Source organism: Pseudomonas sp. X4 (genome assembly GCF_040784925.1).
In the GTDB taxonomy this organism is placed as follows: Bacteria; Pseudomonadota; Gammaproteobacteria; order Pseudomonadales; family Pseudomonadaceae; genus Aquipseudomonas; species Aquipseudomonas putida_Z.
The window spans coordinates 2,290,790-2,303,006 of record NZ_CP160798.1 but is presented as its reverse complement, the minus strand read 5'-3'; the positions used below and the strand labels follow the sequence as shown (position 1 = coordinate 2,303,006).

General features: G+C 64.6%; 12 protein-coding genes. 3 read left to right on the top strand and 9 right to left on the bottom strand.

Going from position 1 to position 12,217, the window contains the following annotated elements:
* The first annotated feature begins 51 nt into the window (after positions 1-51).
* Positions 52-351, top strand: a complete 300-nt coding sequence (locus tag ABX298_RS10120; protein ID WP_013974808.1) for an HU family DNA-binding protein — start codon at positions 52-54, stop codon at positions 349-351.
* A 148-nt stretch (positions 352-499) separates the two neighbouring features.
* Positions 500-874 (top strand): helicase, encoded by a 375-nt coding sequence (locus tag ABX298_RS10115; protein WP_025341122.1) that lies wholly within the window; start codon positions 500-502, stop codon positions 872-874.
* 134 nt (positions 875-1,008) lie between these two features.
* On the opposite strand, the gene ABX298_RS10110 is transcribed toward ABX298_RS10115, so the two are convergent.
* The 6 genes from ABX298_RS10110 to exbB form a co-directional block, all read right to left on the bottom strand.
* Positions 1,009-2,412: an aminoacyl-tRNA deacylase and HDOD domain-containing protein gene (locus tag ABX298_RS10110; RefSeq protein WP_075046765.1), complete on the bottom strand. Its 1,404-nt coding sequence runs from the start codon at positions 2,410-2,412 to the stop codon at positions 1,009-1,011.
* 78 nt (positions 2,413-2,490) lie between these two features.
* Positions 2,491-4,569, bottom strand: a complete 2,079-nt coding sequence (gene recG, locus ABX298_RS10105; protein WP_025341120.1) for an ATP-dependent DNA helicase RecG — start codon at positions 4,567-4,569, stop codon at positions 2,491-2,493.
* Between the two features lie 3 nt (positions 4,570-4,572).
* Positions 4,573-5,499, bottom strand: coding sequence for a hydrogen peroxide-inducible genes activator (locus ABX298_RS10100; protein ID WP_013974805.1), 927 nt, complete (start codon positions 5,497-5,499; stop codon positions 4,573-4,575).
* Between the two features lie 94 nt (positions 5,500-5,593).
* Complete coding sequence (locus tag ABX298_RS10095) at positions 5,594-6,325, bottom strand: energy transducer TonB (protein WP_016489831.1); 732 nt, start codon at positions 6,323-6,325, stop codon at positions 5,594-5,596.
* Positions 6,322-6,750, bottom strand: coding sequence for a TonB system transport protein ExbD (gene exbD / locus ABX298_RS10090; RefSeq protein ID WP_013974803.1), 429 nt, complete (start codon positions 6,748-6,750; stop codon positions 6,322-6,324). The genes ABX298_RS10095 and exbD overlap by 4 nt, the downstream gene beginning before the upstream one ends.
* Positions 6,751-6,753: 3 nt before the next feature.
* Positions 6,754-7,728: a tonB-system energizer ExbB gene (gene exbB / locus ABX298_RS10085; protein WP_075046764.1), complete on the bottom strand. Its 975-nt coding sequence runs from the start codon at positions 7,726-7,728 to the stop codon at positions 6,754-6,756.
* 190 nt (positions 7,729-7,918) lie between these two features.
* On the opposite strand from exbB, the gene ABX298_RS10080 reads away from it, so the two are divergent.
* A complete protein-coding gene (locus ABX298_RS10080; protein WP_075046763.1) occupies positions 7,919-8,776 on the top strand; it encodes an SDR family oxidoreductase in 858 nt (285 codons plus the stop codon).
* Positions 8,777-8,906: 130 nt separating this feature from the next.
* On the opposite strand, the gene ABX298_RS10075 is transcribed toward ABX298_RS10080, so the two are convergent.
* From ABX298_RS10075 to spoT, 3 genes are read right to left on the bottom strand one after another with little or no spacing between them, the layout of a single operon-like run.
* Positions 8,907-9,638 carry a hypothetical protein gene (locus ABX298_RS10075; protein ID WP_061550239.1) on the bottom strand — a complete coding sequence of 244 codons (732 nt, stop codon included), beginning with the start codon at positions 9,636-9,638 and terminating at the stop codon, positions 8,907-8,909.
* Positions 9,639-9,697: 59 nt separating this feature from the next.
* Positions 9,698-10,078 (bottom strand): RidA family protein, encoded by a 381-nt coding sequence (locus tag ABX298_RS10070; protein WP_003253379.1) that lies wholly within the window; start codon positions 10,076-10,078, stop codon positions 9,698-9,700.
* A 23-nt stretch (positions 10,079-10,101) separates the two neighbouring features.
* A complete protein-coding gene (gene spoT / locus ABX298_RS10065) occupies positions 10,102-12,210 on the bottom strand; it encodes a bifunctional GTP diphosphokinase/guanosine-3',5'-bis pyrophosphate 3'-pyrophosphohydrolase (protein ID WP_013974799.1) in 2,109 nt (702 codons plus the stop codon).
* Between the last annotated feature and the right edge of the window lie 7 nt (positions 12,211-12,217).

The window sequence follows — 12,217 nt, the reverse complement described above, 5'->3', positions numbered from 1 at the left end:
TCCCAGGGCAGCACGGCATAACAACAAGAATTCCGTCAAAGAGGCTTCACTATGCGCAAACCAGAACTCGCCGCCGTCATCGCCGAAAAGGCCGATCTGACCAAGGAAAAGGCCAATCAGGTTTTGAACGCGATTCTCGACAGCATCACGGGTGCCCTGGACAAGGACACCGTGACCCTGGTCGGTTTCGGCACCTTCGAAAAACGTCATCGCGGTGCGCGTACCGGCAAGAACCCGCAAACCGGTGAGCCGGTCAAGATCAAGGCCAGCAATACAGTGGCTTTCAAGCCAGGCAAGAACCTGCGCGACAGCGTCAACGCCCCCGTCAAGCCGGCCAAGAAAGGCAAGTGATCGCTCCCTGACAACCCCAGTGTCAGCCAAGCGGGCGCCCCAGGGCGCCCGTTGTGCTTTCTGCAGGCAAAATGTTTCGAACTTGCATAAATAGTTCCGGAAAAGGATAGACTGCGCGCCTTAGTCACTTTTAATTCGAGGCGCGTTGATGAAGTTCCGCTTTCTTCTCTGGGCCATGGGGCTGTTGATGGCCAGGGCCAGCCGCAACAACCCGGCATTCCAGCAGCAGCTCAAGGGCAAGGACCTGGTGTTCCAGATGCAGACCCTGGACGGCAAGGTCGCCCGGCACTTCATCGTCAACAACGAACGCGTCAGCAGCAAGGGCGGCGCGCACCCGCAGCCGGCGTTCGCCATTGCCTTCAAGGACGCCGCCTATGGCTTCGCTACCATGCAGGCAGGTAACAAGCAGTTGGCGTTCATGCAGGGGATTCAGGACAAGCACATCCAGATCAAGGGCAACCCGGCGCTGGTGATGTGGTTCCAGGGGTTGATGAAGTACCTGAAGCCGAAGAAGAAGGGCTGAAATTGTAGGGGCTGCTTTGCAGCCCAATCGCCGGCAAGCCAGCTCCCACAGGTTCGACACAGGCCTGAGGGCAGTGCTATCCCTGTGGGAGCTGGCTTGCCGGCGATTGGGCCGCAAAGCGGCCCCATTTGATATCAGTGAGGTGTGTGGAACTGCGAAGCCAGCTCACGCAGCAGGCTCTCTGCCTCGAGCACCTTGTTCACCACATCCTCGGCCTTGTCCCGGGTAATCCCCAGCCGCTCCAGCAACTCGTCTGGAATCTCCTGCTGCGGCCCCGAGCCAATCCCCCGCGAGCGCAGCAGGCGGGTGGCCAGGCACACCAGGTTGGGGAACGCCGAAAACTCGCCTTCATAGGCCGGGTCGTGCTGGAAGCGCAGCGCGGTGGACAGCTCTTCCGGCATGTCCCACAGCTTCATCAACCAGGCACCGATCTGCTCGCGGCTGATGCCCAGCAGGTGTTGTTCCACGTAGGTGTGGCACAGATGCGGGTTGACCTCCAGGTGGCGGCAGATCAGCGAGAAGTGCGGCGGGAAAACGTGCGCCAACAGCAGGTAACCAAAGTTGTGCAGCAGCCCGGCCAGGTAGGTCAGGCCGGCCTCGGGGCGCTCGGCCCGGGGCATGGCGCGGGTCAGGCCTTCGATGATCGCGGCGGTGTAGATCGACTGCTGCCAGTACGGCGTGGCTTGCTGCGGGTGGTCTTTCGGCAGGCTCAGGGTCTTGCCCAGCGCCAGGCCCAGGGCCAGGTTGATCACCAGGTCGAAGCCCAGCACACGCACGATGGCATCTTCCACCGAGCGGATCTTGCCAGGTGAGGCGTAGTAGGGCGATGCCGCCCAGCTCACCACCTGTGCTGCCAGCGCCGGGTCGGTTTCGACCACGCCGGTGATATCGTCGATGCTGGCGTTGGGGTCTACCCGCAGCTTGATGATCTTTTGCGCGGTGTCGGCCAGCGGCGGGATTTCGATGGTTTCTTCCAGGCGCTTCTGGATGCGCCGGGCAGTGAAGGCCTGGACGGCGTTGGTGATTTCCCGGGTGTCATCATCGGGGCGGTCGAGGTTGGGGCTGATGGCCTCGACTTCCTGGCCGAAGCTGCTGGCGCTGGCCTTGACCAGCATGCGCTTGAAGTGCGCGCGTTCGATTTCCAGCAGCAGGCCGGCTTCGCCAGACTGGATAAACACTTTATCGGCGTCGAGCAGGCTCTTTTCGTACTGGCACGGCGAGCTGGTCAGCGCCGGGATGCCCGGCAGGGCCTTGAGCTGGTGCTTGTCCAGCATCTGCTTCAGGCGCGGCACCGACACTGCGGTGAGCTTGCGCCCGGTCAGTTCGGCCAGGCGGTTGAGGTCCAGCAGTTGGCTCTGCGGGAACAGCACCATCAGGGCGCCGACCTCGTCGTCGAGCAGCACGGCCTGTACCCGCGACGCTGCCGGCAGGTGCGGATGTTCGACCACCTCGCGGTAGGCCACGCCGAGTTTGTCGAGCAGCAGCCGGATGACCGAGGGAGCGTGTGGGGTTGCGGTGTCCAGGGCAACTTCAGTCATGGTCCGTATCCACTGATTCTTTTAAACGCGAAGTATAACCAGCCTGGGGGCAAAACTGGATCCATTATGGGACCAGCGTCACACTTGGCCATATTGCTGGCCATGACGCAGCCAGCGATCGAGCAGGGGGCTGACGTGCTCCGGCCAGCGTGCGATCAGGGCCTGGGCGGCGTCGCGCACGGCCGGCAGCAGGTCGGCGTCGCGCATCAGGTCGGCGACCTTGAACTGCAACAGGCCGGTTTGGCGGGTGCCGAGCATCTCGCCTGGGCCACGCAGTTCCAGGTCTTTCTCGGCGATGATGAAGCCGTCGTTGGTTTCCCGCATGATCCCTAGGCGCTCGCGGCCGATCTGCGACAGTGGCGGGTGGTACAGCAGCACGCAATGGCTGACGGCGCTGCCCCGGCCAACCCGGCCGCGCAGCTGGTGCAACTGGGCCAGGCCCAGGCGCTCGGGGTTCTCGATGATCATCAGGCTGGCGTTGGGCACGTCCACGCCCACCTCGATGACCGTGGTGGCGACCAGCAGCTGCAGGTTGCCGGCCTTGAACTCGGCCATGATCTCAGCCTTTTCCGCCGGCTTCATGCGCCCGTGGATCAGCCCCACCCGCAGCTCGCCCAGGGCGCTGCCCAGCTCCTCGTAGGTGCTTTCGGCGGCTTGGCAGGTCAGCTCTTCGGATTCTTCGATCAGGGTGCACACCCAATAGGCCTGGCGCCCTTCGGCGCAGGCGGCGCGCACCCGCTCGACCACTTCGAAGCGGCGGCTGTCGGCCACCAGCACGGTGTTCACCGGGGTGCGCCCGGGCGGCAGCTCGTCGAGCACCGAGGTGTCCAGGTCGGCGTAGGCGCTCATGGCCAGGGTGCGCGGAATGGGCGTGGCGGTCATGATCAGTTGGTGCGGGCACAATTCCCCGGCCACGCCCTTCTTGCGCAGGGCCAGGCGTTGCTGCACGCCAAAACGGTGTTGTTCATCGATGATCGCCAGGGCCAGGTGCTTGAACTTCACCTCTTCCTGGAACAGCGCGTGGGTGCCGACCACCATTGGCGCACCGTTGGCGATCTGTTCCAGGGCGCCTGCCCGAGCCTTGCCCTTGAGCTTGCCGGCCAGCCAGGCCACTTCGATGCCCAGCGGTTCGAGCCAGCGCTTGAAGGTGATGTAGTGCTGTTCGGCGAGGATCTCGGTGGGCGCCATCAAGGCCACCTGGTAGCCGGCCTCCAGGGCCTGCAGCGCGGCCAGGGCGGCGACCACGGTCTTGCCGGCACCCACATCGCCTTGCACCAGGCGCATCATCGGCTCGTGCTGGCTGAGGTCGTAGGCAATTTCGTTGGCTACCCGCTGCTGCGCGCCGGTCGGCTGGAAGCCCAGGTTGGCCAGGTACTGCGCCTGCAGGCGCTGGGCCTTGGGCAGCACTGGCGCGCGCAGGCTGCGCAGGCTTTCGCGCAGGCGTTGCTGCGACAGCTGGTGGGTCAGCAGTTCTTCGAAGGCCAGGCGGTGCTGGGCCCAGTGCTGGCCTTCGGCAAGCTCGTCGAGGTCGGCGTCGGCCGGCGGGTTGTGCAGGTAGCGGATGGCATCGTCCAGCGGCGCCAGCTGGTAGTCCCGGGCCAGTTCGTCGGGCAGCCAGTCCGGCAGGCTGCGCGGGCCGAGCAGGCCCAGGCTCTGCTGGCACAGCAGGCGCAGGCGTTGCTGGGTGAGGCCTTCGGTGGACGGGTAGATCGGCGTCAGGGTCTGCTCGACCGGTGGCGGCGGCTCGTCGCCGTTCAGTGCGCGGTACTCCGGGTGGTAGATTTCCAGGCCCGAGGCGCCGGGGCGGGCTTCGCCGTAGCAGCGCAGGTGAGTACCACGCTTGAGGCCTTCCTTCTGCGCGTTGCTGAAGTGGTAGAAGCGCAGGCTCAGCACGCCGCTGCCGTCACCCAGGCGCACCACCAGGCTGCGGCGCTTGCCCATGGTCACGTCGGCGCCGCTGACCACGCCCTCGATCACCGCGTCCTGGCCAGGGCGCAGCTGGCCGATCGGCACCACGCGGGTGCGGTCCTGGTAGCGCAGGGGCAGGTGGAACAGCACATCCTGCAGGTTCTCCAGGCCGACCTTGGCGAGTTTCTCCGCCATGGCCTCGCCAACCCCCTTGAGTACCGTGACCGGGACCTTCGACAGCTCACTCATGACTCAGGCCGGTTGTTCCGCAGGGGCTTTGGCGACCGAGCACAGGCGGATCGAGTCGGCGAGGATCTCGATGGCCTTCGGCCGTGGGAAGCTGGCGCGCCAGGCGATGGCCACGGTGCGGAATGGTGCCGGTGCGGTCAGTGGGCGAACCTCGATGACGCCGGGGGCGTAGTGGTGGCTGTGCACCGCCGACAGCGGCAGGATCGACACGCCAAGGCCCGAGGCCACCATGTGGCGGATGGTTTCCAGCGAGCTGGACTCGACCGTGGTGTGCTTGGAGCCTTCACCGCCCTTGTTCAGCGTTGGGCAGGCTTCCAGTACCTGGTCGCGGAAACAGTGGCCTTCACCGAGCAGCAACAGGCTCTTGTCGTTGAGCATGGCGGTGTCGATGGTCTTTTTCGCCGTCCATGGGTGGTCGGCCGGCATCAGGGCGCAGAACGGTTCATCGTACAGCGGCAGGGTCAGCACGTCGGCTTCGTTGAACGGCAGGGCGATGATCACCGCATCCAGTTCGCCATTGCGCAGCTTTTCGCGCAGTACATGGGTGAAGTTTTCTTCGATGTACAGCGGCATCTGCGGCGCCACCCGGTGCAGCTGAGGGATCAGGTGCGGGAACAGGTATGGGCCGACGGTGTAGATGGCACCGACCTTGAGCGGGGCGGTCAGCTGGTTCTTGCCGGCCTGGGCCAGCTCGCGAATGCCCTGGGCCTGCTCCAGTACCTTTTGCGCCTGGGCGACGATGCTTTCGCCGACCGGGGTAAGGCGGACCGCGCTCTTGCTGCGCTCGAAGATCAGCACGCCAAGCTCATCCTCGAGCTTCTTCACACCGACCGACAGGGTCGGCTGGCTCACGTGACAGCGTTCGGCGGCATGGCCGAAGTGCTGTTCCTGGGCGAGTGTGACGATGTAGCGTAATTCTGTGAGGGTCATAACGTGCGTCCATGAAGTTGCGAGCCCAGCATAGCGGCTGCAATCGATAGACGCACGTTATCAGACTTGCCGATTTGTGACAGAAACAAAAGTCTCAGCGGCGGTCCAGCGAGTAGACGAACGGTGCCACGACTTCGATCGTGCCATTGTTCAGCAACTCGGGTGGCGGCTTGGGTACCGTGCCGGCCCGACGGATCATTTCCAGCGTCGCCCGGTCCAGGGCGGCACTACCCGAGCCACCGGCCATGGAGTACGACACCACCTTGCCTTCGGCGTCGACCACGAAGCGCAGGCGGTTGATGCCCTGCAGGCCGCGACGGCGCGCGTCTTCCGGGTAACGCTTGTACTTGGCCAGGTGACGCAGCAGGTCGCTCTGCCAGGTCGGCAGGGCGTTGCTGTTGGACGCAATGCTCGGCGCCGGTGCCGCTGACTTCTGCGGCGGCGTGTTGCTGGGCGGTGCGTCTACCGTTTGTTCGGTCGGCGGTGCTTCCTTCGGCGGCTCAGGCTTTTTCTCGGGCTTGGGCGGCTGTGGCTTGGCCTTCGGCTTGGGCGGCTTGGGAATGGCGATCTTGGGCTTGGGTGCCTCGGCCAGCTTCGGCAGCGGCGGTTCCTCTACCGGCGCCGGTGGCTGCGGCGCCGCTTTCGGGGGCGGTGGTGGCGCAGGCTCCGGCAATGGCGCCAGCTCGACCATCATGGCTGCCGGTGGCAGTTCGATGGCCTGGGGCACCGACCAGTTGAGCGTCAGCAGCACGGCGACCACGTGCACGCCCAGCACGATCGCCAGGCTGCCACCGTAGCGCGCCATGTTAGAGCGCGTTTTTGTCATTTCTTGGCTGCCGTCTCGAGACCTACCAGACCGACTTTCAGGTAGCCGGCCGCGCGCATGTTGTTCATCACTTCCATCAGGTCACCGTAATCCACGCCTTTGTCAGCCTGGAAGAAGATGGTGGTTTCCTTGTCGCCCTTGGTTTTGGCATCGAGCATCGGGCCAAGCTGGTCGGGAGCAGGGACCTGATCGTCGCCGACGTACAGCTTCTGGTCGGCCTTGACGCTGACGAACACCGGTTTCTCGGGCCTCGGCGCCGGCTTGGCGGTCGAGGCCGGCAGGTCGACCTTGATGTCGACCGTGGCCAAGGGGGCTGCGACCATGAAGATGATCAGCAGCACCAGCATCACGTCGATGAACGGCGTAACGTTGATTTCGTGGTTTTCGGCGAGGTCGTCGCCACCTTCGTTGAGATGCAGGCCCATGGCTTACCCCACTTTCACCATGTGCGGGGCAACACGCTCGCTGCCCTGGTGGTCCAGGTCACGGCTGACCAGCAGCAGTACCTGGGCGGAGGCGTCGGACACCTGAGCCTTGTAGCCGGCGATGGAGCGGGCGAAGACGTTGTAGATCACCACGGCCGGGATTGCGGCGACCAGGCCCAGGGCGGTGGCCAGCAGGGCCTCGGCGATACCCGGGGCAACCACGGCCAGGTTGGTGGTCTGGGTCTTGGCGATGCCAATGAAGCTGTTCATGATGCCCCATACGGTACCGAACAGGCCGACGAATGGCGCAGTGGAGCCGATGGTGGCGAGTACGCCGGTGCCGCTGCTCATGGTGCGGCCGCTGGCGTGTACCAGGCGCTCCAGGCGGAAGCTGACGCGCTCCTTGATGCCTTCTTTTTCGCGGGCATTGGCCGACAGGCGCATCTCTTCGAGGGCGTCGTGGACCAAGGTGTGGGCCAGGGTGCCTTCCTTGTTGGAAACGTCGCTGGCTTCCTTGAGGCTGGCGGATTTCTTCAGCAGGGCGATTTCACCACGCAGGCGACGCTTGGCGCCCATCAGCTCGAAGCCTTTGGCGATCCAGATGGTCCAGGTGATGATGGAGGCGATGGCCAGGCCGATCATCACCGCCTTGACCACCACGTCGGCGTTCTTGTACATGCCCCATGGGGACAGGTCGTGGGCCATGCCCAGCGAGGTGTCTTCAACCAGGGCTTCGACGCTCGGGTCTGCAGCGACCGGGGCATCAACCGGGGTGGCGGCAACTGCGTCGGCAGCCGGTGCTGCGGCTGGGGCAGCGGCCGGCGCAGCTGGTGCGGTAGCGGCAGCAGGCGCGGCAGCATTGGCGGTTGGCTCATCGGCCATGGCCACCGGGGCCAGCACCAGGCTGAGCGTCAGCGCGGCGATGGCGCGCCAGGCGCGCGACGGGGTTGGCGAAGCGGAAGGTTGAGTACGTGTCATGCTGGCCGGACCTGATGAAGAATAAAGTGAACGTTCTCCAAGGCCTCGAGGTAGGCCGAGAACAATTTGGCGGCCATTATTGCAAGTAATTCTTGTTAACAAAAGTAATCTTGTTGCTTTTTTCGCCTATGGTCTAGCCATCCATCGTGTAGCGTGGTCAGGCTGATCAATTGGTCTAGGGAGTTTAGAGATGTCAGACCTTTCCGTGATGGTGGTGGGATGTGGTGATGTAGGCGGGCGTCTTGCCCGGCAGATGCTTGCGCGCGGCTGGCAGGTGAGCGGCCTGCGTCGCTCGGTCGGGCAGTTGCCTGCGGGGGTCGTGCCGGTGGCGGCGGACTTGTCCGAGCCATCGATCCCCGACGCCTGGCCGCAGCGCGCGCCGGACTACCTGGTGTATTGCGTGGCGGCCAGCCAGCACGACGAGGCGGGTTACCAGGCAGCCTATGTCGACGGTTTGCGCCATGTGCTAGGTTGGCTGGCCGAGCGCGGCCAACGCCCACGGCGCCTGCTGTTCGTGTCCAGCAGCAGCGTGTATGCACAGAAGGACGGCGAGTGGATCGAAGAAGGCGCGGCCACCAAGCCTGAAGGTTATTCCGGGCGGTTGATGCTGGAGGCTGAGCGGCTGGCGCTGGCCAGCGGCATCCCGGCCAGCGTGGTGCGCCTGACCGGCATCTATGGCCCCGGCCGCGAGTGGCTGCTCAGTCAGGTGCGCCAGGGCTACCGCGTGGCCGAGGAGCCACCGCTGTATGGCAACCGCATCCATGCCGAGGATGCCGCCAGCCTGTTGGCGTTCCTGTTGCAGGCCGATGCCGACGGCAAGGTGCTCGACGATTGCTACATCGGCGTCGACGACGACCCGGCGCCGCTGGCCGATGTGGTGGCCTGGCTGCGGGCGTACATGGGGGTAACCGAGTGGTCGGATGAGCAGCGAGTGCGGCGTACCGGCAGCAAGCGCTGTAGCAATGCCCGGGCGCGGGCGTTGGGCTGGGCGCCGGTGTATCCGAGCTACAGGGAAGGCTATGCCGCAATCCTGAAAGGCTTGCGCTGAGTCTACCGGCCTCTTCGCGGGTAAACCCGCTCCCACAGGTGCACCGCTGGTTTCAAGCCTGGCGGTGTGCCTGTGGGAGCGGGTTTACCCGCGAAGAGACCGATGAGGTCGAACACGATTTCAGCAGGTTTCAGTCCAGTTCCAGCACCCACTGGCGCTTGCCGGCCGCCAACACTGGCATTTCATCCGGCTGTGCGCGGTTCACCGCCTGGAAGATCTCCAGCTTGTCGCCATCGCGCTTGAGGATGAACGGCGCGCCACGCTGGTTGCGCTCCAGCCACAGGCTGTCATTGCTGCCACCCATGGTCGCGCAGTCACCCGCCAGGCACAGGGCGAAACGGTCTGGCCCCGGCAGGCCGGTGACGTTGCCGGTGTCGCCGAAGCGCACGCTGGCACCTTTGCCCTGGCCTTCGATGATCTTCCAGTTGCCGCCCAGATAAGCCTGGTACAGGGCTTTCTCGAAGCTGCTGCCCAGTGGCGCATTGGCCGTCGCCGGCGCTTTGGCGCGCACGAAGGTCTGCTTGCCGCCGCTTTGATCGACCGCCTGCAGTTCGTCGCCATCGAGCGACAGCTGTTCGGTCTGGCCACCCTGGAAGCTGGCCTGCCATTGCTTGTCGGTGGCGCTCAGCTGGCCGTCGGCCGCTTCGAAACCATTGCTGTAGCTGGCCTGTTGGCTGGCGACGTCGAGCTTCCACTCGAACACCGGCCCGTGCTCATTGAGCGCCTGACGCAGGCTGCCGCCCTTGACGGCCGCATTGATGGCGTCCTGGTTGATCCAGGTGCCGTTGAAATCTTCGGGTTTGTGGCTGGCGCAGCCGCCCAGAAGCAGGGCTGCCAGCGCGAGGGGCAGTGCTTGACGCATGACGGGGTAACCTTGCAGAGAAGGGAAGGTGACGGGCAGGGCGCCCGTCACCGGGGGCATCATTCGATGACCAGGATGGCGTCCATTTCGACCTGGGAGCCTTTCGGCAGTGCGGCAACGCCGATGGCGGCGCGGGCCGGGTAAGGCTGCTCGAAGTAGCGGCCCATCACCTCGTTGACCTTGGCGAAGTGGCTCAGGTCGGTGAGGAAGATGTTCAGCTTGACGATGTCCTTGAACGAACCGCCAGCGGCTTCAGCCACGGCCTTGAGGTTCTCGAACACCTGTACGGTCTGGGCTTCGAAGCCTTCGACCAGTTCCATGGTCTTCGGGTCCAGCGGGATCTGGCCCGACATGTACACGGTGTTGCCGGCCTTGATCGCCTGCGAGTAGGTGCCGATGGCGGCAGGGGCCTTGTCGCTGTTGATGACGGTCTTGCTCATGATGACTCCTTGCGGTTGGCGGACTACGTACGCATGCGGGTGATGCGGACCACTCCGGTCAGGGTACGCAGCTTCTTGATCACACGCGCCAGGTGCACGCGGTCGTGCACGCTGACCACCAGTTGGACCACGCTGATACGGCCGTCGCGTTCGTCCATGCTGATCTTCTCGATGTTACCGTCGGCGGCGTTGACACTGCTGGCCAGCAGGGCAATCAGGCCGCGCTGGTGCTCCAGTTCGACACGCAACTCGACATTGAATTCACCGGTGATGTCCTTGGCCCAGGAGAGCTGTACGCACTTCTCCGGGTTGTGGCGGATTTCACTGATGTTGCGGCAGTTTTCCAGGTGCACGACCATGCCCTTGCCGGCTGACAGGTGGCCGACGATCGGGTCGCCCGGGATCGGCGTGCAGCACTTGGCGTAGCTCAGCACCAGGCCTTCGGTACCGCGGATCGCCAGCGGGCCTTCCGGTGCCGGCAACTGCTCGCCTTCGGCCGACAGCAGGCGGCGCGCGACCACGTAGGCCATGCGGTTGCCCAGGCCGATGTCTTCGAGCAGGTCTTCGATCAGCTCCAGGCGGTACTCGGCGAGAATCGCCTGGATACGCTCCTGGGGGATCATCTCAAGGCTGCTGTCGAAGCCGGTGAGCACCTTGTTCAGCAGGCGTTCGCCCAGGCTGATGGACTCGGAGCGGCGCTGTTGCTTGAGCGCGTGGCGGATGTGCGTGCGCGCCTTGCCGGTAACCACGAAGTTGAGCCAGGCCGGGTTCGGCCGTGCGCCCGGGGCGCTGACGATTTCCACCGTCGAGCCGCTTTGCAGCGGTTCGGACAGCGGTGCCAGGCGGCGGTTGATGCGGCAGGCGATGCAGCTGTTGCCGACGTCGGTGTGCACCGCGTAGGCGAAGTCGACCGCCGTGGAGCCTTTGGGCAGCTCCATGATGCGGCCTTTGGGCGTGAACACGTAGACCTCGTCCGGGAACAGGTCGATCTTCACGCTTTCGATGAATTCCAGCGAGTTGCCGGCACGTTGCTGCAGTTCGAGGATGCCCTTGACCCACTGGCGGGCGCGGGCGTGGCTGCCCTTGGGCTGCTCGTCGTCGTTGGATTTGTACAGCCAGTGCGCGGCGATGCCGTTGTTGGCCATCTCTTCCATCTCGCGGGTGCGGATCTGGATTTCGATGGGCACGCCGTGCATGCCGAACAGCGTGGTGTGCAACGACTGGTAGCCGTTGGCCTTGGGGATCGCGATGTAATCCTTGAAGCGACCGGGCAGCGGCTTGTACAGGTTGTGCACCGCACCGAGTACGCGGTAGCAGGTGTCGACCTTGTCGACGACGATGCGGAAGGCGTACACGTCCATGATCTCGTTGAAGGCGCGGCGCTTGCCGCGCATCTTCTTGTAGATGCCATAGAGGTGTTTCTGCCGGCCGCTGACCTCGCCCTCGATGCCGTCGGCGGCCAGGCAGTTGGCCAGCGAATGCTCGATCTTGGCGACGATCTCCTTGCGGTTGCCGCGAGCGCTTTTCACCGCACGGTGGATCAGCGACGAACGCATCGGGTGCATGGCCTTGAAGCCGAGGTCCTCGAACTCCACGCGCACGGTGTGCATGCCCAGGCGGTTGGCGATGGGAGCGTAGATCTCGAGGGTTTCCTTGGCGATGCGCCGGCGTTTTTCGCCGGACAGCACTTCCAGGGTGCGCATGTTGTGCAGGCGGTCGGCCAGCTTGACCAGGATCACGCGGATGTCGCGGGCCATGGCCATGGCCATCTTCTGGAAGTTTTCGGCCTGCGCCTCGGCCTTGGTCTCGAAGTTCATCTGGGTCAGCTTGCTGACCCCATCGACCAGTTCGGCCACGGTCTCGCCAAACTGCTGGCTGAGGGCTTCCTTGGCGATGCCGGTATCTTCGATCACGTCGTGCAGCATGGCCGCCATCAGGCTCTGATGGTCCATGTGCATGTCGGCGAGGATGCTGGCCACGGCCAGCGGGTGGGTCACGTAGGGCTCGCCGCTGCGGCGGCGCTGCCCATCGTGGGCCTGTTCGGCGTAGAAATAGGCGCGCCGGACCAGGTTGACCTGTTCGGGGCCAAGATAGGTCGACAGCCGTTCGGCCAAGGCTTCTATACCCGGCATGGGTTCA

What these genes read in the sequence shown, in the direction of transcription:
- ABX298_RS10120 (WP_013974808.1), top strand. Translation starts at nt 52, where the DNA reads ATGCGCAAACCAGAACTCGCCGCCGTCATCGCCGAAAAGGCCGATCTG.
- ABX298_RS10115 (WP_025341122.1), top strand. Translation starts at nt 500, where the DNA reads ATGAAGTTCCGCTTTCTTCTCTGGGCCATGGGGCTGTTGATGGCCAGG.
- ABX298_RS10110 (WP_075046765.1), bottom strand. Translation starts at nt 2,412, where the DNA reads ATGACTGAAGTTGCCCTGGACACCGCAACCCCACACGCTCCCTCGGTC.
- recG (WP_025341120.1), bottom strand. Translation starts at nt 4,569, where the DNA reads ATGAGTGAGCTGTCGAAGGTCCCGGTCACGGTACTCAAGGGGGTTGGC.
- ABX298_RS10100 (WP_013974805.1), bottom strand. Translation starts at nt 5,499, where the DNA reads ATGACCCTCACAGAATTACGCTACATCGTCACACTCGCCCAGGAACAG.
- ABX298_RS10095 (WP_016489831.1), bottom strand. Translation starts at nt 6,325, where the DNA reads ATGACAAAAACGCGCTCTAACATGGCGCGCTACGGTGGCAGCCTGGCG.
- exbD (WP_013974803.1), bottom strand. Translation starts at nt 6,750, where the DNA reads ATGGGCCTGCATCTCAACGAAGGTGGCGACGACCTCGCCGAAAACCAC.
- exbB (WP_075046764.1), bottom strand. Translation starts at nt 7,728, where the DNA reads ATGACACGTACTCAACCTTCCGCTTCGCCAACCCCGTCGCGCGCCTGG.
- ABX298_RS10080 (WP_075046763.1), top strand. Translation starts at nt 7,919, where the DNA reads ATGTCAGACCTTTCCGTGATGGTGGTGGGATGTGGTGATGTAGGCGGG.
- ABX298_RS10075 (WP_061550239.1), bottom strand. Translation starts at nt 9,638, where the DNA reads ATGCGTCAAGCACTGCCCCTCGCGCTGGCAGCCCTGCTTCTGGGCGGC.
- ABX298_RS10070 (WP_003253379.1), bottom strand. Translation starts at nt 10,078, where the DNA reads ATGAGCAAGACCGTCATCAACAGCGACAAGGCCCCTGCCGCCATCGGC.
- spoT (WP_013974799.1), bottom strand. Translation starts at nt 12,210, where the DNA reads ATGCCGGGTATAGAAGCCTTGGCCGAACGGCTGTCGACCTATCTTGGC.